The 23266-nt window shown below is 66.7% G+C and carries 19 protein-coding genes; 11 read left to right on the top strand and 8 right to left on the bottom strand.

Annotated features, from left to right (window positions below; all coding sequences use genetic code 11):
* Window positions 1-102: 102 nt before the first annotated feature.
* Window positions 103-1920: a protein kinase gene (locus F0U60_RS15080; protein WP_395819813.1), complete on the bottom strand. Its 1818-nt coding sequence runs from the start codon at window positions 1918-1920 to the stop codon at window positions 103-105.
* 680 nt (window positions 1921-2600) lie between these two features.
* On the opposite strand from F0U60_RS15080, the gene F0U60_RS15075 reads away from it, so the two are divergent.
* The 3 genes from F0U60_RS15075 to F0U60_RS15065 all read left to right on the top strand — a co-directional run bounded on the left by F0U60_RS15075 (window position 2601) and on the right by F0U60_RS15065 (window position 5447).
* Window positions 2601-2801 carry a hypothetical protein gene (locus F0U60_RS15075; protein WP_395819811.1) on the top strand — a complete coding sequence of 67 codons (201 nt, stop codon included), beginning with the start codon at window positions 2601-2603 and terminating at the stop codon, window positions 2799-2801.
* A gap of 180 nt (window positions 2802-2981) precedes the next feature.
* Window positions 2982-4349 (top strand): hypothetical protein, encoded by a 1368-nt coding sequence (locus F0U60_RS15070; RefSeq protein ID WP_395819807.1) that lies wholly within the window; start codon window positions 2982-2984, stop codon window positions 4347-4349.
* Between the two features lie 9 nt (window positions 4350-4358).
* Window positions 4359-5447, top strand: coding sequence for a peptidylprolyl isomerase (locus F0U60_RS15065; RefSeq protein ID WP_395819804.1), 1089 nt, complete (start codon window positions 4359-4361; stop codon window positions 5445-5447).
* A gap of 150 nt (window positions 5448-5597) precedes the next feature.
* Here F0U60_RS15065 and F0U60_RS15060 read toward each other — a convergent pair whose 3' ends face one another.
* Window positions 5598-6905 (bottom strand): tetratricopeptide repeat protein, encoded by a 1308-nt coding sequence (locus tag F0U60_RS15060; RefSeq protein WP_395819801.1) that lies wholly within the window; start codon window positions 6903-6905, stop codon window positions 5598-5600.
* A gap of 15 nt (window positions 6906-6920) precedes the next feature.
* Window positions 6921-7364, bottom strand: coding sequence for a hypothetical protein (locus F0U60_RS15055; RefSeq protein ID WP_395819797.1), 444 nt, complete (start codon window positions 7362-7364; stop codon window positions 6921-6923).
* A gap of 292 nt (window positions 7365-7656) precedes the next feature.
* Between F0U60_RS15055 and F0U60_RS15050 the strand changes: the two genes are divergently transcribed.
* The 3 genes from F0U60_RS15050 (at window position 7657) to F0U60_RS15040 (ending at window position 10538) form a co-directional block, all read left to right on the top strand.
* Window positions 7657-8532 carry an HD domain-containing protein gene (locus F0U60_RS15050; RefSeq protein ID WP_395819794.1) on the top strand — a complete coding sequence of 292 codons (876 nt, stop codon included), beginning with the start codon at window positions 7657-7659 and terminating at the stop codon, window positions 8530-8532.
* A gap of 363 nt (window positions 8533-8895) precedes the next feature.
* Window positions 8896-9768, top strand: a complete 873-nt coding sequence (locus F0U60_RS15045; protein WP_395819791.1) for a trypsin-like serine peptidase — start codon at window positions 8896-8898, stop codon at window positions 9766-9768.
* A gap of 59 nt (window positions 9769-9827) precedes the next feature.
* Window positions 9828-10538: a DUF4157 domain-containing protein gene (locus tag F0U60_RS15040; RefSeq protein WP_395819789.1), complete on the top strand. Its 711-nt coding sequence runs from the start codon at window positions 9828-9830 to the stop codon at window positions 10536-10538.
* 561 nt (window positions 10539-11099) lie between these two features.
* Here the strand turns inward: F0U60_RS15040 and F0U60_RS15035 are convergent.
* Entirely contained in the window at window positions 11100-11459 is a 360-nt protein-coding gene (locus F0U60_RS15035; RefSeq protein ID WP_395819787.1) for a hypothetical protein, read from the bottom strand.
* A 301-nt stretch (window positions 11460-11760) separates the two neighbouring features.
* Window positions 11761-12840 carry an alcohol dehydrogenase catalytic domain-containing protein gene (locus F0U60_RS15030; protein WP_395819784.1) on the bottom strand — a complete coding sequence of 360 codons (1080 nt, stop codon included), beginning with the start codon at window positions 12838-12840 and terminating at the stop codon, window positions 11761-11763.
* 113 nt (window positions 12841-12953) lie between these two features.
* Between F0U60_RS15030 and F0U60_RS15025 the strand changes: the two genes are divergently transcribed.
* Window positions 12954-13730 carry a helix-turn-helix transcriptional regulator gene (locus F0U60_RS15025; protein ID WP_395819781.1) on the top strand — a complete coding sequence of 259 codons (777 nt, stop codon included), beginning with the start codon at window positions 12954-12956 and terminating at the stop codon, window positions 13728-13730.
* A gap of 1291 nt (window positions 13731-15021) precedes the next feature.
* A complete protein-coding gene (locus F0U60_RS15020; protein ID WP_395819778.1) occupies window positions 15022-15228 on the top strand; it encodes a hypothetical protein in 207 nt (68 codons plus the stop codon).
* A gap of 105 nt (window positions 15229-15333) precedes the next feature.
* Here F0U60_RS15020 and F0U60_RS15015 read toward each other — a convergent pair whose 3' ends face one another.
* Entirely contained in the window at window positions 15334-15867 is a 534-nt protein-coding gene (locus F0U60_RS15015; protein ID WP_395819775.1) for a carbohydrate-binding protein, read from the bottom strand.
* 162 nt (window positions 15868-16029) lie between these two features.
* Entirely contained in the window at window positions 16030-16611 is a 582-nt protein-coding gene (locus F0U60_RS15010) for a TetR/AcrR family transcriptional regulator (RefSeq protein WP_395819772.1), read from the bottom strand.
* A 76-nt stretch (window positions 16612-16687) separates the two neighbouring features.
* Between F0U60_RS15010 and F0U60_RS15005 the strand changes: the two genes are divergently transcribed.
* Both F0U60_RS15005 and F0U60_RS15000 read left to right on the top strand, forming a co-directional pair.
* Window positions 16688-17671 (top strand): aldo/keto reductase, encoded by a 984-nt coding sequence (locus F0U60_RS15005; RefSeq protein WP_395819769.1) that lies wholly within the window; start codon window positions 16688-16690, stop codon window positions 17669-17671.
* The gene (locus tag F0U60_RS15000; RefSeq protein WP_395819766.1) at window positions 17668-18663 is read left to right on the top strand and encodes a quinone oxidoreductase family protein; all 996 of its coding nucleotides are present in this window, start codon (window positions 17668-17670) and stop codon (window positions 18661-18663) included. The genes F0U60_RS15005 and F0U60_RS15000 overlap by 4 nt, the downstream gene beginning before the upstream one ends.
* 260 nt (window positions 18664-18923) lie before the next feature.
* Here the strand turns inward: F0U60_RS15000 and F0U60_RS14995 are convergent, their stop codons facing one another.
* Window positions 18924-20423: an IS1182 family transposase gene (locus tag F0U60_RS14995; RefSeq protein WP_395819763.1), complete on the bottom strand. Its 1500-nt coding sequence runs from the start codon at window positions 20421-20423 to the stop codon at window positions 18924-18926.
* 547 nt (window positions 20424-20970) lie between these two features.
* Between F0U60_RS14995 and F0U60_RS14990 the strand changes: the two genes are divergently transcribed.
* Window positions 20971-22857, top strand: coding sequence for a CHAT domain-containing protein (locus F0U60_RS14990; protein ID WP_395819760.1), 1887 nt, complete (start codon window positions 20971-20973; stop codon window positions 22855-22857).
* The last annotated feature ends 409 nt before the right edge of the window (window positions 22858-23266 follow it).

Here is a 23266-nt window from a genome sequence, read left to right as displayed (position 1 = left end):
GCGCTCGAGCCTTCGCCAGGCACTCCTCAAAGCGTTCGAAGCAGTCTCACCGCCGCGAGGAGCCCGTCCTCAACGAGGTTCCGGATTCCGCCTGTCGATTCATCACTCCGCGCGCAGGTTGTACTTGAAGACGAAGGTTTCGCCGGCCCGAACCTCGATCTGCTGTGTGACGTTCTTTCCAAGCTCCTCGTTGAGGAGCTTCACCGTGTGTCTTCCCGCGGAAAGATCGACGGGGGCGAGCGGCGTCTCCCCCAGGCGCTTCCCATCGAGCCACACCGTGGCATAGGGCCAGATGCGGAACTCCACGGTGCCCATACGCACGGATGTCTCCGGAGGCGTGGCGCGGGCCCTCGAACCTCGCGAAGGCTTCGGACGCTCGGGCGCTGAGGCTTCCGGAGACATCTGCGCGACCACCGGAGGTTCCGAGGACTCCGGCACGGGAGTCTTGTCAGTGGGCTCGGGCGGTGGCTCGTCCCGAGCAGGCGCGGGAGACTCGGAGGGCGCGGGCCCTCCCACCTCCTTGGGAACCGGAGCCTCCGAGAGCGGAACCGGCGTGGTCGGACCGGTCACCTCGGGCCTCGCGTTCGCGGGGGCTTCGTCGCGCATGACGATACCTACTGCGAGGGCGATCAGTACCGCGGCGCCCACTCCCGCGGCGATGCGGCCCGTCCAGGACCCACGCCTCCCGGTTTGTGCATTCCCTACCGGACGGATCTCGAGCGTGGGCTTCGCGGGGCGCGCGGGGGTCGTCGTCTCCGGTATTGCCGTCTCCGGGGTCGTCGTCTCCGGGGTCGTCCTCTCCGGTATTGCCGTCTCCGGGGTCGTCGTCTCCGGGGTCGTCCTCTCCGGTATTGCCGTCTCCGGGGTCGTCGTCTCCGGGGTCGTCCTCTCCGGTATTGCCGTCTCCGGAGTCTTCCTCGCGGGTGTTGTCTTCTCCGGAGTCTTCCTCGCGGGTGTTGTCTTCTCCGGCTCGTTTGCGGAGACGAGCTTTGCCTCCGGGCTCGCGGAGGTCGCCATCACACGCGCCACGAGCTGCGCGAGGTTCCATGCGCCGACGGGCTCGCCGGCCGACAGGATGAAGCCCTCGAGATCTGCCTGGAGGGTCCGGCAGTCTGGGTAGCGTTGCTCACGATCCTTGGCCAAGGCCCGCTCCAGGATGCGCCCCATCGCCGCAGGGAGATCCGGCCGCCGCTCCACGGCGGGAACGAACGGCTCATGGAGGATGGCATGTACGATGCTGGCCTCGGAGGTGGTGTCGAACGGCTTGTATCCCGTGAGCAGCTCGTAGAGCACGATACCGAGCGCATACACGTCGACCCGGCGATCCAGCGCCATGTTCCGGAGTTGCTCCGGAGTCATGTAGGCGATCTTCCCCTTGAGGACGCCCGACTCGGTCCTGTGCCCCTGGCCCGCGGCCTTGGCGATGCCGAAGTCCACCACCTTCACCGCGCCCTGGCGCGACAGGAGGATGTTGTCCGGGCTGATGTCGCGGTGGATGAGCCCCAGCGGTGCGCCCGTGATGGCGTCCTTGCTGTCGTGCGCGAAGGCCAGACCATCGCACGCATGGGCGATGATTCTCGCGCAGTACGAGGGAGGCAGGAGCATGCCCGTGATCTTCGCGTGCCGCGCCAGGACGCGCAGGTTCAGCCCGTCGATGAACTCCATCGCCAGGTACCAGGTGCCGTCCACCTCCCCGAAGTCGAAGATTTGAACGATGTGGGGATGGTCGAGCTGCGCGGCGAGCCGGGCCTCGGAGATGAACATCTCCACGAACTGGGGGTCCTCCGCCAGGTGCGGCAGGATGCGCTTGACCACCAGGGACTTCGCGAAGCCCATGGGGCCCTCGGCCCTGGCGAGATACACCTCCGCCATGCCTCCGGAGGCGAGCTTGCTGACCAGCTGATACTTGCCGAGCATCATCGAGACAGAACCCCTGCAGCGCGCTCATGTGCTCTCGCCGCGTGTTCCGGCCATCGTACCCTCGCGCTTCCATCACCTGGAAGAAGAGCGTGGGGGGCTACTGCCGCTCGCCTGGCTTCGGGGACCCTCTCGACCATCAGCGTTGGCTCGCCTTTGTACGTGCCACGTGTGAACTCGCCGGACCCGCACTCGTGCGGCCAGACCTGCTTTCCGACCACCTCCGCCTCAAGCAGGGGTGGAGGAGGGGCCGGAGGAGGAGGGGCAGTCCTTGGCCGCGATGGTGGAGGAGCCGAGGAAAGGGAGCAGGCCTCAGCTGGGAGCAGAGCCGAAGTCTGAAGAAGCGAGCGGGCAGGCGTGGCAGCAGCGTGGGAGGAGCCGACGAAGGAGCGCACGCCGCGAGTGGGTTGGACCGGGCTGCCGCGCCATACTTTCGCGCTGGACGAGGCCTCGTGGTCCTCGGACAACCGCAGTTCCGCGTATGGCGGGATGGGGGCCCTGTTGAGGGATCGGCCGCAAGCTCTCCGGTGAGCTGTCTCGGGCTGAGATCTCGACCACGCTGGGCCTGACGGAGGACCCCTCCCGCGCCGAGTCCGCGGCCCGGAAGTTGGATCGGCTCCGCACGAAAGAAGAAGCCTGGTTCGCCAAGGCCTTGGGGCGCCCTCCACCGTGTCTCTTTTGTGATGGGGGATGCTCCACTGCGCGAGCGCATGGGACTGAGGGCACGCGAGGTGGCCCGGGAGCACGGCTGGGCGCAGATGGCCGCCCAGCGCATGACCCGCTCGAGCACGTCGCGCACTCGCCCGGCCAGCACCGCGTCGTTCGTGTTCAGCAAGCTGTCGGAGTGGGCGGGTGTTCCGGTGAGGGAGCCCTCTTCGAGTTGAGGTTGTCCGATCGGACCCTGAAAGGGCCCGGTGAGCCCGCAGGACGCGGCTGCTGGACAAACCCAGGTGTGGGACAAGTCAAGAAATGTGGATGTCGAGGCGCAACTGTGTGGCTGGGCCTTTCGAGAATCATGTGTGTCGAGGGAGTTTTTCCCGCGACACACGCCCACAGGAGCACATATGGACCCCTATCGTATTTCGAACCAGCAGAAGCCGCCCCCGCCCCCGCCCCCCGCCCAGGCCAAGCAGAAGAAGCAGGCCCCGGCCACCGGCCAGAACACGTCCCCCGGCATGCAGGCGCCGAAGAAGAACCAGACGACGACCCAGTTGCAGCCGGTGGACACCTTCGGGCCCCGGGCGCCGGGTGCGAGCACGCAGGGCCCTGCGGCCCCCGGCACCGGCGGCGCCAACGGCACGAAGAAGCAGATGGGGCCCTACGTCCCCGGGCACGAGCCCAAGATCGAGGTCCAGAACCCGGGGACGCAGCCGGCATCGGCGGGACAGCAGCCCGCGCAGACCGGGAAGGAGGAGGAGAAGGAGAAGGAGAAGGAGAACCCGCTCACGAAGGGCCTGGATACGTCGGTGACCGTCAACCAGAACTACCAGGACGGCAAGGAGCGGGCCGCGACCTGGAAGGCCAACCGCGAGGCCGGCAACAGCCGCACCAAGAGCCTGGGCCTGGGCATCAAGGACAACTTCACCCAGTCCATCGCGGACGGGAAGAACCCCAAGGACCTGGACACCCGCATGGGGTGGGCGGGCAAGGTCAACAACCTCATCAAGCTCGGGACGGGCGTGTCGGGCCTCGCCATGGGCAAGGAGGGGGTCGGGGATGGGAAGCTTGCCAAGGCCTGGGATGCGGCCACGGGTGGCCTGACCAACGGAACCGCGGAGGAGCGGAACGCGGCGCTGAATGATCTGGGCGACTTCGGCAAGACCGTAACGGAGACCGCCAAGGCCGGGCTCGAGACCGGGCGTGACCTCCAGAAGTACGCGAGTGCATACCGGGCCGCCAGCAATTCCCTCAAGGCCGATGCCCCCGGCCTGAACGACACGGGACGGCGTAGTCTTGCCCACAACATCGCCAAGACAACCTTCAACAAGGTGGATGCGGGGGACGAGCTCAATGGCAAGAAATTCAATGACCTCTACCTGGAGAACCGAACCGCCGCGAAGAACATTGGCTCCACGGCGCATCAGCATAGCGCCAACCAGACCAGGAAAGTGCTCGGCATGGGGGCCGACAAGGGATTCAAGGCCGCCGACAATGCGCTGAAGGCTGGCATCCATGCTGGTGCCAAGGCCGCGGGCTCCGGTCTCGCCAAGGCCGCGGGACGCTTCGTGCCCGGCGCGAACGTGGCCATCGCCGCCTTCGACACCGCCAAGGCCATCTCGACGTGGAACAGTAAGAGCTCCAACCCGGGCGAGATAATCACCGCGGGGATTACCGCCCTCGGGTCCATCGCCGCGGCCACGAACATCCCCGTGGTGAGCCAGGTCGGCGCGGCCGTCTCTTCCGTCTCGGACTTCGTTGGCAGCTTCTTCTAGGAGGAACCCATGCACTCCCCTACCGACACTGAGAACAAGGGCCCGCCACTCTCGATGGGGGAGCTGCAGGGCATGGGGCTCCTGTACAGGGCGCCGGGGGCGCTGGCCTTCCGCGACATGGCCCCCCCCCGGCTCCCCACCCTCCGCGAGGCGCCCTCGCTGGAGGGGCTCCAGGTGAAGATGCCGGCGCTCCCGGCCATCTCGCCCGAGGCCCTCATCGAGCGCTTCGATGCGCTGTGCCGCGCGGCGGCGCCTCGTAGGGAGCGCGAGCCGGGCGAGGCCGTAGCGCCAGGAGATGACGTGCTCCTGGACGTCATCGGCTTCGCGAACGGAAGGCTCATTCCGTTCTCCGCCCGCGCGGACTGGTGGACGGAGGCCACGCCGGACCCGCTGTTCCCCGGCTTCTTCGAGTCCCTGGTGGGAGTCCGGGTGGGCGAGGGCGTCGCGGTGAACCTCGTCCTTCCCGACGACTACGCGGTGGAGTCACTCCGGGGCGTCCCCGTGCGGTTCGGCGTGGAGCTCAAGGCGGCCCGCGAGGTGACGCCGCTGGGCGAGGAGTCTCCGGAGCTCTTCGAAGCGCTCGGCCGGGGCTCCACGCTCGACGAGGTGATGGAGCACATCGCCGGGGAGCTCGTCGCCGAGCGGAACGCGGCGTACGAGTTGGACTTCCAGACGCGCGTGCTGAAGGAGGTGGCGCGGCGCACACGGGTGGACGTGCCCCGGAGCCTCGTGGACGAGGAGATTCGCCAGCGCTGGGCGGAGGGTGAGCATCCGGTGCTGGTCCAGCTGGGAGTTCCTCCCGAGCGGCTCCGGGAGGCGCTCGATGGCTGGCTGGCGGATGTCTCCACCCGGCTCGAGGTGGAGTACCGGCTGCGGCTCGCCCTGGGGCTCCGGGCCATCGCCGAGAAGGCCCGCATCCAGCCCGAGCGCGAGGAGGTGGAGGCGCTGTTCGACAGCCTCGCGGAGGGGATGGGCATGGACCGCGAGGTCCTGGGACGGCAGCTCCGGGTCGACAAGGCGCTGGGACGGAAGTTCGAAACCCTGGCGGTGCACGTGGCCGTCGTCAGCCACGTCCTGTCGAAGGCCACCGCCGCTTGAATGGCCATGACGGCCTTCCCTGATACCCATCAGCAGGCACGCCCGGTTCGCCAGCTGTGCGTTCAATTCGTGCAGCTGGCGTGGATGGTGCTCTGGATACGAATCGTCTGACACCCTTCCGGGTGGTATGTCCACAAAATCAGGTCAGGCTCACAACGCAGAGAGAGGCTGAAGCCCTCCCGCCTGCTCCAGGCGCGTCAGACGATACGTCAGCCCATCGGAGCCGATTCCGTAGGGATTGCCCGCCTGCATCCCCTGGAGTTGGATCCGATGGATGAAGGGAAGCCCAGAGACCATTCCCTGGAGATGAAGCAGTTGCTGCCGTGGCTCGAAGGCCCAGTGACCGCTGAAGCCCACCTGGAGATTCCAGGGAGGGGCCTGATACGTCCCCTGCATCGTCCCTCCGGCGAGGAGCCTGACGTACAGGGTACGCCCGGTCGAGCTCTGGATGAGCCAGCTTCCCACGGGTTGGAAGACGGGAAGCTCCCGGGAAGTGTGGCGTGACGTCAGCAGGAGCTCACATTGATGAACCCAGTCGCTCCGGCCAAGCTGAGCGAACATGCCACGCGCGCTGCGCACCAGATCTGGATCCACCCACTCCCCCCTGGTCGCCATGAGGAATTGGGCCTGCGCCAGCTGAAAGCGGTCACGGTCGTTGCGCGGAGGATCCAACAAGCGCTGCACCCGGGTCAGCAAGCTGACGACCTCTGGTGAATCCTCGTCCAGATCCTCGAGCACCTGGGCCAGGTGGAGCAGCACCTCGGTGTTCGTTGGCTCCAGCCGGTTGGCTTCTCGGAGGAGCGCCTCGGCCTCCCGGTACCTGGCTCGGGACTTCGAGCGGTAGGCCTCCAGATCGAATCCCTCCATGAAGTCGGCGAGATCCACCTCGGTCCTCCCTCCCTGCACGTCCGCTCTCCGCTTGAGCTGCTCGATCTTGTCCTTCTGCTTCGAGAGGTGCTCGAAAAACATCTCCCACGCCTCATCCTTGGCGAGGATCGCCTGCTTCACCAGCAGCTCGACGCGCGAGACCTCGACCGGACCAGCCTGGATCCTCTCCACCTGGATTCCCCTCGCCTCGGCGGCGTGGACACGATCCAGGATGCTCCGCATGTCCTCCTCCACCCGAGCCAGGCGCTCCTCGTCAATGGGCGAGAGACCCTTCCCCTTGGAGGATCTCGGCTTCACCTCGGTTGGGAGATGCTGCATCCAGGCGAAACGCTCGAGCACCTCGGGCGATGGGTCGTTGAGCTGGATCACATTGCCCTGCACGACCATCACGCTTCCCTGGAGATGGCCGACCTCGAGACCCGTCACCTTGCCCTTCTCGACATAACCGACACGTTGGTCGATGGTGACTCGCGCACCGGTTGTCCGCGGGATCTCCGCAGGCACGCTCTTGCACACGGGACAACGCTCCGCACCGGCCGGCAGCTCGTGTCCGCAGTTCCAGCACTTCATCTCCACGCCCCCCGCTCAACCGATCCGATCGATCTTCGCTCCGATCAATTTCGTCCCTCTGCGGACGTCCTGCTCGATGCCGATCCTCCCCGAGCGCAACTCGCGGGACTCCAAGCCGGTGCCATCCTCGAGCTCCTCCGCCTTCATCAAGATCTGGAGCGAGGGCCCCAGCTCCTCGACCATCTGGCGCAGTTCCCCGGCGAGCGAGCCGTCTTGTGACAGCTTCTCCCCCAGGACATCTTGCAGCACCAGCTGATAGCGATCCGGCTTGTGCTGGAAACCTTCCAGCGCTCGCGACGCTTCCTGGTCACCCGTCCACCTGTCCTTGAGCTTCGCGAAGATCGACTTCGCCTTGGAATAGGCCACCTCCCCCGCAGTACTGATGAAGTCGCTAGCGGTCTTCGACACGTAGGGCATCAGAATACCGATGATGCTGGTGGCAAGGCTGGACGGATCCATGAGCTCCCTCCCGAGTTCATCAGGCGGAGTCAAGGCGCGGGAACTGTGACGTGAGGGTTGTCTCCCGCGCAGCCGGCCGACGTTGAGGACGGGGCATTGAGCGAGTAGCCCCCGTGCCTGCGTCTGGCGCGGCATCCAGCCGCCCGTCTCCCCCGGGAGCATGAGCGCGCCGGGATGGTATCCAGGATGGCGTCAGACGGGGTGAGCTGGCTGGAATTGATGCCGGTTCGTCCGTCCCGGTGCGCCGACGGGCGGCAGCATGGGGGCATTCCTCTCACAGAAGGGAAACCCCATGCACAAGGAAGTCGCCGGCGTCCGCATCCCCGACAGCAAGCTCGCGCGTGAGGCGACGGAGCTGGTACGGGACGTCTCCAGCCCGCTCGTCTACCACCATGCGCTGCGCTCCTATGTCTTCGCGGAGCTCATCGGCCGCGCCCGAGGGCTCACGTACGACTCGGAAGTGCTGTACCTGGGCACGGTGCTGCACGACCTCGGCCTCACCGAGCGCTTCGAGGGGGCCCTGCGCTTCGAGGTGGACGGCGCCAATGCCGCACGGGACTTCCTCGTCCAGCGCGGTGCCCCACGGCAGACGGTCTCCCGGGTGTGGGATGCCGTCGCGCTCCACACCTCGGTGGGCATCGCGGAGCACAAGGAGCCAGAGGTCGCGCTGACCCACCTGGGCATCAGCGTCAACGTGGTGGGCAAGGGCGCCGAGCTCGTCGGACACGAGCGCCTCGCGGGCGTCGTCGCGGCCTTCCCGCGCCTGGCTTTCAAGCGGGACTTCGTCCAGGTGCTCTGCGGCCTCATCCAGCGCAAGCCCACACCACCTTCGGCAACTTCCTCTCCGACGTCGGCCAGCGTCACCTCCCCGGCTTCCGCCCCCTGGACTTCTGCGAAGCGCTCGAAGGGGCCCCCTTCACGGAGTGACGGTACTCCGCGGGACCGGTGCCGTGCTGCCGGACCATGGCGCCTGCAGCGAGGGGCCTCCCGGCGTGTCCACTCGAGCACCTCGGAGTCCTTGATGACCGGGGGGATGCCGGGACTGCCGGCGATGAGCAGGGTGTCCATCCTCCCGAGGTCCTCCGAGATGACACCCGCGGGATGCAGCGCCATGTTCGAAACGGTCGGGATGGGCCCGGGCTTCGTGCCAAGGAGCACGAGCTCATAGCCACCCCGGAGAGCCGGGCCGAGGCAGCGAAGACCTCCGCCGGGCCGGTGACATCGAGGGCCGCGACTCCGGGATAGGCGAGAAGGGCGACGCGCATGACTCCCTTGCACTGTGCGACCCACTCCCGCTCCTGTCGAGGGGAACCGCCGCGTGCGAGCGCCGCCATCGCTTGGAATGCGGAGACGAATGGCCGCAGTTTCGCGCCTGGAGCGCAGACGCCGTGAAACCTCGTGAGGTTTGCCCAAGACGGAGGCACCAGGGACGCCACACGCCGCGCTGCTGGACGACGCGAACATCCCCGCGCCCCTGATTTCACGGCAGGGACCTCCCACGCGTCTGTAGGAGCGAGAAACGGGAGGTCTCATGCCCTTCTATGGCACCACCGGCCCCATCGGGTTCGGCCAGCTGCAAGACATCGTCAGGGATACGAGCGGTCTGTACAGCCGCTGGCAGGACTCGGTCGGAATCGTCGTCAACGCCCGGGCCCAGCTCACCGGCCCCTCCGGTGGACTCAAGCTGCGGAGCTTCGAGTACTATGGGGAGGCCGGCTACTACGGCCACGTCCCGGCCTTCTGCGAGGGATTGGGCGCCGAGCCCTCGCTGATGGTCACCGGCACCGCCTTCGTGGTCGACAGCCGCACCGTCGCCACCGCCGCCCACGTCATCGATGGCGTGCTGGAAGAGGTGAACGGCGGCACGCTGGCCGACCTGCGCATCGCCTTCGGCTACCGGTTCAAGCCCTCGGGCACCATCGGGCTGCCCGATCCGAAGGCGGACATCTATCGGGTCAAGCGCGTCTACCGCAACACCGCGGAGGACTGGGCCCTGCTCGAGGTCGACGGCAGTCTCGGCCGGACCTCGCTGCCGCTGGCCACGGGCCTGGAGTTGGGCGGCCTGCGCGTCGGCAACCCGCTGTACATGATTGGCCATCCGCTCGGGATGCCCCTCAAGTACACCACCGGCGGACAGGTCTTCGCCCTCCCCGGCGGCACCCGGTTCCACACCCAGCTCGACGGCCTGGCCGGTAACTCCGGCTCGCCTGTGTTCTCCGGCAGGTTGGACAAGGTGGTGGGCATGTTCGTCAGCTCGACGGTCACCGCTGACGTGGCGAAGCACCCCGACCACGACTGCACCTGGTTCCACCGAGTCGACCCTGCCTCCGGTGAGCACGACGAAGCGGTGCTCATCAACCTCATCGACAGGAGCCGGGGGAGCCGCACGGACGTCAGCGATTGAGGACGCCGGGGCGCCGTCACCCGAAGGCATACGTTTCAGGAGGAACCATGGTTCTCAGGATGAAAGCGTCACAGGGTCTCACCCGGGCCGAAAGGCCGCACGTGCACCGGGGTCCGCGGTCGGGCCAATCACTGCCGGAGGAGGTCCTCCGGGGGGCCGAGGAGCTGTTCGGAGAGGACTTCTCGGACGTTCGCGTCTACGTGAGCGCGGAGGCGCGACGGCGGGGCGTGCGCGCGTTCACCATCGGCTCCGACATCTATTTCGCGCCGGGCCAGTACGAGCCGACCTCGGAGCAGGGTCTGCGCCTGCTGGGCCACGAGCTGGCGCACGTGGTGCAACAACGGGCCGGCAAGGCGCACAACCCCTATGGCTATGGGCTCGCGGCGGTGCGGGACCCGGCCCTGGAGCAGCAGGCGGACCGGATGGGAGGACGGATGGTGATGCAGCTCGCCGTCGCGCAGCCCTCCAGCAGCAGCGAGCGCAAGGCCATCGAGGAGGAGATCTCCGAGCAGGGGATCAAGGCGCCCGAATCGAAGACCTACTTCGAGCTGAGGGAGCGTGGCTTCTCGCGGGGCCAGATCGACTGGGCGGGGTCCGGCACGGCGAATGCGGACTTCTACGCGGCGGACGGGACGCGCATCTGGATCGTCGAGGTGAAGGGACAGAACAACTGGATGAGCATCTCCAACATCCAGAAGTCGGGCAACGTCCCGGCGAAGCAGCTGGGAGCTCCCTCAAGCAGGTGCGGAGGAGGCAAGCGCGAGGCTTGAGGTAGCGGCCAGGAAGGAGCCGATGAAGGAGAAGTCGCCGCGAGTGGACTGGGCAGAGTTGCTCAAGAGGACGTTCGACTTCGACGTGTTGAAGACGCAAACGACAAAAACCCCATCCGCTTCTCGCTCCACCGCCGGGTCCTCAGGCCGTCCAGGCGCCCGTCGGCTTCGCGCGTAGCCAATCCGCCAGGCGACCCCAGCCCTCATCGGCAGAGGGCGTCAGGCGAGGTGGATGGGCAAGCGTGTTTGGAGAGAGTCGGACCTCCCGGCCACCAACGCTCGGCGGAACGAGGGGTGGGGAGCGGTCCGTCCACTCGAGCGGCAGCCTCATATACTGTCCGGGAGGGTGCTCCACATCAACGTAGCGCCTGCCGTCCTGGCTGCGGATGAACCGAGCGATTGGCAGTTCCCTGCCCTTGAGAGGATGAACCGGCAGCGTGACGGTCACGCTCTCAATCAAGGGTGGAGGACCTGTGGCAGTGTGTCGATGTCGTCGTGAAGGGAGGGGAAGGGCCTTGAACACACTCGAAGGACTCGCACCTTCCAAGATGGGCCCAAACATCACTCCGCCCTCCCGAATATCACCACGACCTGCCCGCTACCTTCATTCACGGTTTCCACTCGTGGGAAACCAAGCTCTTGCGCCAGGGTTCCCGGTCGCCATGAAGCCAGGCGCGAGGCGCTCCCGCTCTTGTCTCCATCGACGGTCCACACCAGGAACGCCTTGCCGGGGTAGCGCTGCGCGAGCGCATCGGCGAGGCCCGCGTTATCGAGCGGGCGGGGCTGGAAGTCGTCGAGGGGAGAGCGCCGGAGCAGGTGGCCGTTGCCGATGATGACGAGCGCGCGCCGTCCCTGGGAGAGCACCTCCTTGTCGAGCAGCCGGAACGTTTCCGGACGAGCATCTGGGTCGTGTCGCGCCACGCGAGCCGCAGTTCCTCGGCCGGGACGGACTCACCGGCGAGGTAGCGATCCATGACGCCCTGGTCCTCATGGACGGTGGAAGGCTTCTCGGCGGGCTTCTCCGGCGGCGCCGACAGCAGGACACCGAGCGCGAAGGTCATCGCGGTGAGCATGGAAGCTCCAGAGCAACGAAGGTGGAAGGGTCAGCTTGTCCGAGTCGAGCCGCATGGAGGCGGTGAGCCGGACATTTCCGGTAGAAGCCAACAGTCTACCCCCGCGAGCAGGTGCCCGGTATCAGCGCCGGGTGAGCGGACGTGACTGCTCACGGCCGCAGCACCGTCAGCTTGAAGGGGCCGCCGTGGGCGGCCGCGTGCGTGACGGCCTCGTTCGCGTCGTCCAGGGCGAAGGTCGTGACGTCGAACTCCTCCAGCCGCAGGAGCCCGGAGCGGACGAGGCTGGCCATGCGGAGGACGGCCTCGGGTGGGCACATCCACTGCCCGTGGAGGGTGATGCAGTTGCGCATGATCCACGGGTAGGGCAGCTCCAGGCCCGCCCCCCCCAGCATCCCCACGCCCCCCATGAGCACGGCCCGTCCGTAGGGCCGCACCGTCATGAGGGCAGCGCGCACCGGAAGGGTGCTGGCCGAGGGGGGCAGCAGATCCATCACGCAGTCGATCGGGCCGGGTGCCGCCCGCCGCATCCGCTCCCGGTCCTCCTCCTCCTGGCCCCCGAGCTTCACGGTTCGGACGCGAGGCCCGAAACGGCGCTTCAAGTCCTCGAGCACCGTCTCGTTGCGGCCCGGCGCGATGACGCAGCCCGCGCCCATCGCCAGGGCGACCGCGACGGCCGCGCTGCCGAAGTTCCCCGTGGCGCCACTGATGAGGACCGTCTCCCCCGCCCGGAGCTCCGCCTTGAGGAAACCGCCATACGGCACGAGCAGCGTGACCAGGGCGCACCACCGCGCCGCCTCCGCGTCGTCCAGCGGGCCCAATGCAAAGGCGTTCTCCGTCGGGACCCGGATGCGCTCGGCGAAGGAGCCATGGTGGAAATGCTTCTGCAGGCGCTGGCCCCCCTCGCCCCGGGCGCTCCAGCCCTGGAGCGTGATGTCGGGAGACAGCCCCCCGTCACGCGACCGCACGGTGGGATCGCAGAAGACCCAGTCCCCGGGGGCGAGCCGGGTCGCGTCCGGTCCGACGGCGCGCACGCGGCCCACCGCCCCGCACCCCGGCGCCACCGGCAGCGGCAGCAGATACCGCCGCTCGCCACTGAAGACCTCGTTCGCGTAGGGCAGCACCGGGGCCGCCACGACATCCACGATCACCTCTCCGGTCCCCAGGAGGGGCTCGGGAAGTGTCTCGATGGCCAGAGGGGCTCCAAAGGACTTCAGGATCGCGGCTTTCATGGTGGGTCCTTCCTCGGGGAATGGACCTCTACTATTCGAGGGCCTCGCGCTCGCGAGAAGGCCTGGCGCCATCCTAGGATTGGCGAGTACCTCCCTCACGGAAAGCGAAGGCCATGGCGGGCTCGAGCCGAACCGAACTCGGCGACTTCCTCCGATCGCGACGAGAACGATTGCACCCCGAGACCGTGGGTCTGCCCGGGGGGCGCAAGCGCCGCACGCCGGGCTTGAAACGGGAGGAGGTCGCCCAGCTCGCGGGCATCAGCATCGACTGGTACGTCCGGCTGGAACAGGGCCGGACCGTCAGTCCCTCTGTCGCCACGATCGATGCGCTGGCCCGCGCGTTGCGCCTCGACAAGGCCGAGCACGCCCACTTGAGGGAGTTGGCGCGCAACGCCGACCACCGCGCGTTCTCCCGAGAGACCGTCCCCGACGTCATCCACCGCATGATCCAGGGACTCGAGCATCCCGCCTACGTCACCGGCCGCCGGTGGGACGTCCTGGCGTGGAATGCCGCCGCGGCCGACCTCTTCATGGACTTCGGCCGGCTGGCCGAGGCGGATCGCAACGTCCTCGTCTACGTGCTGACCGATCCGGGCGCCCGGCGCATCTTCGGCGCGTCCTGGGCCGACGAGGCGAAGCGCATGGTGGCCCAATTCCGGGCGACGCATGACCTCTGGGCCGACGATCCCGCGTTCCTCGAGCTGCTGGAGCGTCTGCGGAGCAAGAGCCCCGAGTTCGCGCTCTGGTGGGAGGCACACGACATCCGCCAGGTCGCGGCCGGCCAGAAGCTGCTGAACCATCCCCAGAAGGGCGCGCTGCGCTTCGAGTACGCGAGCTTTCAATCCAATGACAATCCCGCACTGAAGCTGGTCATCTACACGCCGGGGTGAGGCGGCTGTGCGCCGCCTCGGCCCCACCGCGCCCGGTGTCCGCCCCTGCAGAAGTGCCCCCAAGCTGGAGCGAAGGAGACAAACGTGTTCGCCTGCTCCCGGACAGCTCGAACACACACGTCAACCAGGATGGAGGCGGCGGGAATCAAAGCCGCCAAGGGCGGATCCGCCTCCACTCGGGACCAGAGACACATCACTGACCAAGACGCCGGGGACGGTTCTCGAACGGCCACGGCTAGGCAAGGTGTCAGAGGAGTCGTAGGAGACGATGTGCTGGGCGCACGGGCTGATGGGGGGTGGACCATGATCGATAACTCACCAGGGGCACAGTGGATAGGCCTGCTGCTCGCCACGGCCCTGCTGTCCACCAGTTGTGCATCGCTGACGTCACCGCCCAGCCATGGGATGAATTCGCGCCACATGACACACGAGGTCGCGGTGCCTCCTTTGCCCCAAAGGCCGAACGAGGAGTTTCCACTCGCCCGCTCCTCTCCCCCACCCTCCCTTCGCGAGCCCAAGGCACCGGCGCGGCTGCAACGTCGCCAGGACTCACGAGAAGCCATGGCGGCGGCGGGCCCTGGCAGCGTACATGGCAGAGCGCCCTCGCGGCCCATCTGGCCTTTCGCAGTGCCGTCGGCGACGTGTCCGGCTCCACACGTCGGCTCTCCGGCGAACTCTCCAGACTCGAGGCCAGCACCCCTGGCATCGCCGGCAGGGCCTCCGGCCTCTTCGTCCGCTACGTGGACCATGGTGTCCTGCAACTGCGCTGGATGGATGCCGAACTCGCATTCGCGGCGACGCGTGAGGCCATGCGCGCGGGGGCGGAGAAGCTCCAGAAGATTCTGGTTCTCAAGGAGTCCATCGAAGCGATCACCCTGCTCTCGGCGTTGAAGTTCTCGCTGCCCTCTCTTCCACCGTCCGCTCCCGCCCTGCTCGGCATGAGTCTGACAGTGGGTGGCGACGGCGTGATGATGGGCACTCGCCTCGTCGTGTCCGCCGAGTGGGTGGAGATGATGCGCCACTTGGTGCCCGGAGATGGTGTCAAAGGATTCGAAACAAGGGGCCTGAGCGAGAACGAGCTCCCCCAAGCGGGAGCGGAGGAGGCGAGCGTGGAGCCCCAGGCAGCGGCCAGCAAGGAGCCGATGAAGGAGAAGTCGCCGCGAGTGGACTGGGCAGAGTTGCTCAAGAGGACGTTCGACTTCGACGTGTTCGTCTGCGTGAGGTGTGGAGGCAGGCGTCGGGTGCTGGCGTACGTGAAGGGAGGGGGCGGGAGAGTCCCTCGCGGGCCATCGTGCTCGCCCCCGAGGAAGAGGTGCCCTCGCAGGCCGCGCGGCTGCGCTGTGAGTGCGGTGCCAGTGGCGCGGCCGGGCCCCACCCTCCTCGCACCGAGGAGCTCATCCTGGGCGAGCAGCCCCTCGTCGTGGCGAAGTGGACGTGCGTCCGGTGTGGCCGCGCACGCCATGCCTACTTCGCGAAGCCGGGCTCGCGCGCGGCCTGAGCCCTGCGTCCGCCCGGCTCCTCCAACTCCGGGGCGATGTGCTGCTCGCCCCGAGCGGGTATGGCCGCGTCGTCGAGGCGCCTACGAAAGCCTCGGTTACTTCCATCAAATCTTGGTGATGCGGAACCAGTTGAAGTTCCAGCCACCCGCCTGGGCGTAGATGCCAACGTTGTAGGAGCCAGCCGTCACGGTGACGGTATGGGAGATGGTGGTCCAGTTCTGCCAGTCACCCATCGCCGGAATGTCCAGCGTCCCGAGGACCGTGGCGCCCGCGTTCAGGTCCAGAGACATCTGCCCTCCGGACGGGCTGGCGACGCGGTACTCGACTCTGTACGTGCCCGAGGACGGGAACTGGATGCCGTTGTACGCCATCCAGTCCGCCGTATCGATGTAGCTCACGTTCGTGCCCCTGTCCGAGTCGGAGTTGGCCTCGGTGCTGACGCCACTCATCGTGCTGTAGTTCTCCGCCTGGATGAGGTTCCCGGGAGTGGACGTCCCCGACGCGCTCACGATGAGAGAGGACACCCGGTCGTTCCAACCGTCGTCGACGAACGACGCATCGTCCGCCGTCTTGGCGCCACGTGCATCAACCAGCCGCACGCCGTCCCCTCGCTGCACGAGGGCAAGCGCGGCACACACGACCTCGCGCTCATGACCGACTTGACCATCTTCTGCCCGCTCGGCCGCTTCGACGCGGAGCGTGTGGGGATGCTGGTGCATGTGCTCGAGCACGCGACCGAGGAGCAGCGCCGCGCGTGGGGGCTGGCGTGAGCTGGGTGCTCCTGCTCATCGGCGAAGAGGTCATTTCGCGGCGGCGAGCCCGCGCAGCAGCGTCTGCAGCACCCGCTTGAGTTCGGGCTCGCGATTCTTCTCTGCGGTCTCGAGGATCAAGCGCGGATGGAAGAACCCCGCCGTGCCGTCGAGGAGCACTTCGGCGTGGCGCTGCGGTGATGGGTCTCCGGCTTCCTCGAGCAGACCGACGAGCTGCCTGGTCCGCTGCTCGAGGTACGCCTGCACGAACGGCTTCTTCACCGCGGTGGCCGTCTCGAACGCTGCATAGGTCTCGCGATCGTTCAGCGCCCGGTCTCGCTTCATCGCGTACTGGGCGACGAACCACTGTTCGAGCTTCTGCGACGCCTTTCGATTCGACGCGCAGACCTTCTCGAGCTCAGAGGTCGTCTCCCCCAGCCACCGCTCGAGCACCGCGTCGAGGAGCGCCTCCTTGCTCTCGAAGTACGCGTAGAGCGCGACGTGACTGATCCCCAGCTCGCGGGCGATGTCGGTCAGCCGAACCTTCTCGAACCCCTGGGTGCGGATGCGCTCGAGCGCGACGTCGATGGCGCGGGTCTTGAGCTCAGCGGGGGACGATCCGGTTCGAGGCATGGAGCTGCGATTCCCTTGACGATGGCGTGGTTACAGCTTACAAATATTGTAATCAGTAACAGCGAGGATACCATCGATGGCGGATTCGAGAAAGCTGGGCAACGGCGGACCGGTGGTCTTTCCCATCGCGCTCGGCTCGGAGGCGCTCGCCCACGGTGACGGCGTGCGGGTGCTCCACGAGGCGATCGAGCGCGGAGTCGAGCTGCTCGACACCGCCGATTTCTACGGCGCGGGGGGTGACGAGCAGCTGATCGGCAGGGCGATCGAGGGCCGTCGCGACAAGGTGAAGCTGTCGGTGAAGTTCGGGGGGCTTCGGTCTCCCGACGGGACGTTCGTCGGTCTCGATGCGCGGCCGACGTCGGTGAAGAACTTCCTCTCGTATTCACTCAAGCGGCTGGGCGTCGATCACATCGACGTCTATCGCCCGGCTCGGCTCGATCCGGTGGTGCCCATCGAAGACACCATCGGTGCCATCGCCGACCTGGTGAAGGCCGGGTACGTGCGGCACATCGGACTGTCCGAGATGGGCGCGGACACCATCCGCCGTGCGCACGCCGTGCATCCGATCAGCGACCTGCAGATCGAATACTCGCTGTTCAGTCGCAAGCCCGAGCAGAGCGTCTTTCCCGTGTTGAGCGAGCTCGGCATCGGGGTGACGGCGTACGGCGTGCTCGCGCACGGCCTCCTGAGCGGCAAGGCGAGACCAGCGGACCGGACAGGGCATCGAGCGCACCTGCCGTGGTTCCACCCGGGGAACTTCGAGCAGAACGTGAAGCTCGTCGACGCGCTGGCGAGGATCGCGGCCGAGAAGGCGGTCGCCACGTCGCAGCTGGCGATCGCCTGGGCGCTGGCGCGGCGGAAGGACCTGGTGCCAGTCGTCGGCGCGCGGACCGTGGCCCAGCTCTCGGAGACCCTGGCGGCGCTGAGCATCGAGCTCAGTGCGGAAGACCTTGCGAGGATTGAGGCCGCCGTTCCGCAAGAGGCAGTCGCCGGAACGCGGTACCTGCCACGGTTGATGGAGCTGCTCGACAGCGAACGTGAGCCGCGAGGTCTCCGATGAAGGCGATCCGAGTGGAGACCAACGGTGGCCCGGAAGTCCTCACGCTGAGATCGATCGACCTGCCTTCGGAGCCCGGTCCCGGCCAGGTTCTGGTGCGGGTCGTGGTGGCCGGAGTCAACTTCATGGACGTCGGGCAGCGGCGCGGGACCTCCCCTCGCGTCGTGCCGTTCACGCCCGGGGTCGAGGGTTCGGGAGTCGTCGAGGCGGTGGGAGAGGGCGTCACCCACCTGGAGGTGAAAGACCGGGTCGCGTTCGTCGCGTTCACGAGCCAGCCGGGCGCCTACTCTGAGTACACCGTCGTCGATGCGAGCCGAGTCATCCCTCTTCCCGATGACTTCACTTTCGAGCAGGGAGCGGCGTTTCCGCTTCAGGGAATCACCGCCCAATACCTCATCAACGAATTCCGCCAGCCGACGCGTGGCGACTTCGTTCTCGTTCATGCGGCGGCCGGCGGTGTGGGGGCGCTCCTCGTGCAGTGGGCCAGGCACCTGGGCGCCACGGTCATCGGAACGGTGTCGAGCCGGGCGAAGGCGCAGGAGGCGCGAGCGCTCGGTGCTCACCACGTCATCCTCTACACCGAGCACGACTTCGCCGCGGAGACGAAGGAGCTCACCGGCGGACATGGCGCGGATCTCGTCCTCGACGGCGTCGGTGGGACCACCTGCATGGGCAACCTCGATGCGGTCGCCGTCCGCGGGTCCATCGTCTACTTCGGAGCCTCGAGCGGCCTTCCGAAACCGATCGACGTCTTCCCACTTCTCGTGCAGCGATCGATCTCCGTCAGCGGCGCCAGCCTGGCGCAACTGCGTACGTCCGAGGAGCTTCACCGCCGCGCGAACGAGGTCATCGCGGGACTTCGTGAGGGCTGGCTCGAGCTGACCGTCGGAGGCGTCTTCCCACTCGCGCAGTCGGAGCAGGCACATCGGGCGATCGAGAGCCGAACGTCGACAGGGAAGCTGCTGTTGGCGGTGGCCGAGCAGTCATCGCGGTAGGCGCTGGGTGCCCGCGCCGGGCCCTGATGTGACAGCCACCCACCGGTGCGGATAGCGGCGGCAGCGCGCTGGGCGGTGGTGGCGGCGCTCTTCGCAGCGGCGGCCCCGGGGGAGGAGGAGGAACCAGCTTCAGATGAGGCATCCCAAGGGGCTGCTTGTCGGCGAATCGGCCAGAGGTGCGGTAGCGCGTAGCGGGCGTCATATGGCGCCACGGGCTCCGATGCCGTGGAGCCGTGGCGGCCTCGCTGAGACCTTCTCCGCTACGCCGCCTGCGCGGCCAGGCTGGGAAGCTCCCAACCCAGCTTCCACAACTTCTTGAGGTTGTGGACGGCACACGCCAGCGAGAATTCCCCTTGCACCTTGGTGAGGCCCCGCAACGAGAAGCGCGGCAGCACTCCGTTCTTCACCTGCCCAATCACCGGCTCGGCTGTCACCTTGCGGCGCGCGTACGCCTTGCGTCCCCGCTTCGTCAAAAGCTTGCGCTTCATGCTCTGCTTGAAGCTCAGTCCAGCCGGCGGGCGTCCTCGAGGCGCTGGCGGAGCCTCCTCCCCGTGCTTGCTGCGCCCGGTGGCCACAAAGCACTCCACCCCCTTGTCCTCCACCTTCTCGATGTCTTCCTCGCACAGGTAGCCCGAGTCCGCGCTCAGCTCCCTGGGCACCAGTCCCGTGTTGGTTTCCACCTGCTCCACCATGGGGGCCAGCTGGCGTGCATCGCTGGCGCTCTGCCCCACCTCTTGGGCCACTATCAGTTGCGTGTCCGCGTCCGCCGCCACCTGCGCGTTGTAGGACTGCTGGAAGGTGCCTGCCCGGGGCATGAGTCTCGATTCCGGGTCGGTGAAATTGCGCTGCGCCTTCTCCGAGGGCTTCGCCTCCTCGGGGTTTTCGCCCCTGGCCTCGGCCTTCTCCCTGGCCTCCTTCTCCAGGTCTTCCTTGGCCTTTTGAATCTTCTCCCGGCGCTTCTCCTTCTCCACCGCCAGCTCCAACTTCTTCTCCGCCTCCAGCTGGCGTGCCGCCTCCCGCAGTCGCTCGGCGCGCTTCTTTGGATTCTTCAGCTCCTCGGGCAGCTCATCCCCGCGCCGGCCCTTGCCGTAGCGCTTGTCCTCCTCGGCATCCAGTGCCGCGGCCTCTTCCAGCAGCTTGTCAATCTGCTCGTCCAACTTCTTCATGGACTCCTCCATGCGTCCGTAGCTCATGGCCTTGTGCTTGCTGGCGTTGGCCTTCCATTTCGAGCCGTCCACCGCCAGGTGCCCCAGCTTCTTGAGCCCCGAGCTGCGCGCCAGCCTCAGCGTGTCCACGAAGAGCGCTCGGAATGCTTCCAGGTGCCTCACCCGGAAGGTGCACACCGTGTCGTGGTCCGGCCTCTCGCCTCCCGTCAGGTAACGGAAGGCGATGTCCGTCTCACACCGCCTCTCAATCTCCCGGCTGCTCGTAATGCCTCTCGCGTACGCGTACATGAGCAGCAGCGCCATCATCACCGGGTGGTAGGGCGGCTGCCCGCACTCCTTCGTGTACGCACCCAGTATGGGGCTGAAGTCGAGCGCCTTGTGCAGGTCGACGAAGAAACTCGCCAGGTGCCCCTCTCCCAACACCTCTCGGGCGTACTGCGGCAGCAACTGCCCCTGCTCCGGCTCCCACTCCCGGAACGGCCTTGGCGAGGTGAAGCGGGCCGAGCTCTTCGCCTCCTCCCGCTCTGGCTTCTCGCTGGCGGCTACTTCCAACAGGGCGGCCTGCTCCGGCTTCTTCGTCGAGGTGGTGCTCATTCTCCACCTTCAACCAGAACTCTCCTCCCCTCTGAAGGACCACCTGGGGCGTCTCCCCTCTGGCCCACCCTCTACGGTGGGGTTCTCCGACAAGCTCCTAGCGTCGGTGGACGCTGTCCTTTCCGCACCGGGTGTGGTGTGGGCTTGCCCCAGTTACGTGGCTCCCCCACAGTTTGTGTGAACCCTGCGCTCATGCAACTGGATGAACGAGGGAAGCTCGCCTGCCCGCCACTGCGGAACCACATAAAGTGCGGGAGAGCCACGAAACCGGGGCAGGCGCACCTCACCACTCTTGGCCAGAATGCACACTTGGCTCTCCCCCCTTGTGCACGTCGATGCCGATGTAGTCCTTCGCCTACATCCCCACTCCGGCGGTCACGTCCGCGCCGCCGCAATATAAGGCTCGGTGGGCCTCTACGTCCGTGGCTACCCGGCCGCTTCATCACCCTAGGCGTAGCGGCCCATTGTCTTTCCTATGCACTTCTAGGTAAGTCAGGCTGCACCGGGCGGTGGCCGATGGGGGCAACGCAGTCAAGTTGAGGCGTCCATGCACGTTGTTGACGTTGAATCCATGGAGGCGGACCGGCTCATCGACCTGCTACTCAATGGCGGGGCGCTGCATGAGCTCGTGGGCGAGCACGGCGCTGCATGCTTCGCGCTGCCAGGCCCGCTTCATGCTCAGGCGTTCTACGAGGCGCTGATTGAGCACTCTGCGGACATCGACGCAACAACGAGGCAGCACGTCGCCTTCATCCTCTTCTACGGGAAAGCCTCCACCCGCGTTCGCGATAGGAGGTACGGGTACACCCTGATGCGGGGGCTGTCGACTTCGACGAACTCAACCGAGATGCCGCCGAGGGGGTGGAGGACGCCGGAGGAGGTCTTCCCCGAGAGCCTTGGAGATCACTTCCGCTACCGGCCTCAGGACATCGACAGAGTTCAGTTCCGCCAGGAGATGACGAGCTGCACTCGGGCACTCCTCGACCGCTTTACCCTCCCCCACAGCGTAGAGCCCTGCGTCCTGTTCGTTAACCCTGTTTTTCCCGAGAGGCACTTCACCGTCGCGCTCGACAAGCGAGATCCCGTGCGGTCGCTTTTCGAGGACCTTCTCAATCCTCTGTCGGATGCGTTCCGACTGCTGTCCTCGCGGGTCCTTCGAGAGCATGAGGAGGCAAGCAGGCTGGTAGAACAGCGGGCGAAGCTCGTTTCTGAGATTCGGCAGTTGGAACTCCGCGTAGCCCACGTTGAGGATGATGCTCGGTCGGCCACATGGACCGCGCTGCGTGAGGCCTTCCGCGGTGACTGGAAGAACGCTGACCACGTGCTCAGCGTCACTGGCATCGAAGGGCTGGTGAGTGGTGACGAGGTGCGGGCGCTCAAAGAATCTCGACAACGCTGCGCTGAGTTGACCCATAAGCTGGAGGCTCTCTCCGCAGAGGATGGCTCCGACGCTCTAGATGAGGAACGTCGCAGTCTGCGGTCCGCCATCGCCAAATCGGCCAACTGGAGAGTCAACAAGCTTGCTGTACTTCGCGCAAAGCTCCAGAGGCGCCCTGAGTTTGACGAGGGATGCCGGCGAGCGGTACACGCACACCTCGCGCGGGCGCGGGGCGAACTCCCGAAGAAAGAGGAAGATGCCCGAAGGGCAGAGGAGCGCCTTGTGAAACTTGAGGCCTCCAGGCTTGAGATGCAGGAACCGGTCGACATCCAGCGGTCGAAACTGCAGAGGCTCGGGCTCCGCCCAGACATGCTTCAGGTCGACGGTCCCCAAGCATTCTACGTTGTCAAGGCCATGCAGAGCGCCGGAAGCATTGGGGCGAAGGCGCGGATTGAACAGGGAGGACACATGGTCAGCGTTCTCGTCTTGGCGGCGAACCCGCATGTCTACGAGCGCCCGCTCGACCTTGAGCGTGAGCTTCGGGACTTGAAAGAGGTCCTTCACGGAGTGCGGTATCGAGATGCCGTCACCGTTGAGGTAGGCCACGCAGTGCGGGTGGACGACCTGGTTCATCTACTTCGGGAACACAAGCCGGATATCGTCCACTTCTGCGGCCACGGATCACCCAATGGGGTGCAGCTACGCGCAGAGGATGGTCGAGACGCCACGGAGGTATCTGGAGACTCCCTCGCCCGCGTGTTCCAAGACCGCGGCGTGACGCTGCTTGTCCTCAATGCATGCTTCAGCGGCCACCAAGCATCGGTCCTCAGCAAGGTCGTTCAATGCGTGGTTGGGACGACGGATGCGGTGGGCGACGATGACTCCCGACGCTTCTCCAAGACCTTCTTCAAAACTCTGGGAAACGGACACACGGTGGAAGAGGCGTTTCGGGATGGGCGTGACGTCGTGGACGCCTCTGGTGGCATCGACGTCTTCCGCTCCTTCGGTAACCTCGACCGAGTCCTCTTCGGTCCGAGCGTGGCGCGAAGTGGCTGAGCCACATGGATTGGACAGTGGCTGTTGAGCCGGAGTGTTTCAAGCCCGAGGTGTGGTGAAAAGGAGCGCCCCAGGCGCGCCACCTGTTTACGGAAAACGACGCTGGACGAGTTCGCCTGCTTGAGGCGTGGAGGCAGACAGCGAATCCTGGCTTACGTGAAGGAAGCGGGAGGGGGGCGCGCGATTTTGGAACACCTGGGAGTGTCTACGGCATGTGCGAGCCTGTCCCCGACACGAGGGCCAGCTCAGGCCGCGTGGTGTTGAGGCTCAAGACAGCCAAGAGGCCCAGGCCCCTGCCGCGCACCTCATGGGAGGGCGGCTTGGGCAGGCGTGTACCCCAAGGGGGCTGCGCGGCCTCGCCACCGGCCGGGCGCACAGCTCGGGTGGCCCCCGTCAGCGGCCCTCCTCG

The sequence above is a fragment of the Archangium minus genome (assembly GCF_044360475.1).
Lineage (GTDB): Bacteria > Myxococcota > Myxococcia > Myxococcales > Myxococcaceae > Archangium > Archangium minus.
This window is presented reverse-complemented; position numbering and strand designations above follow the sequence as displayed.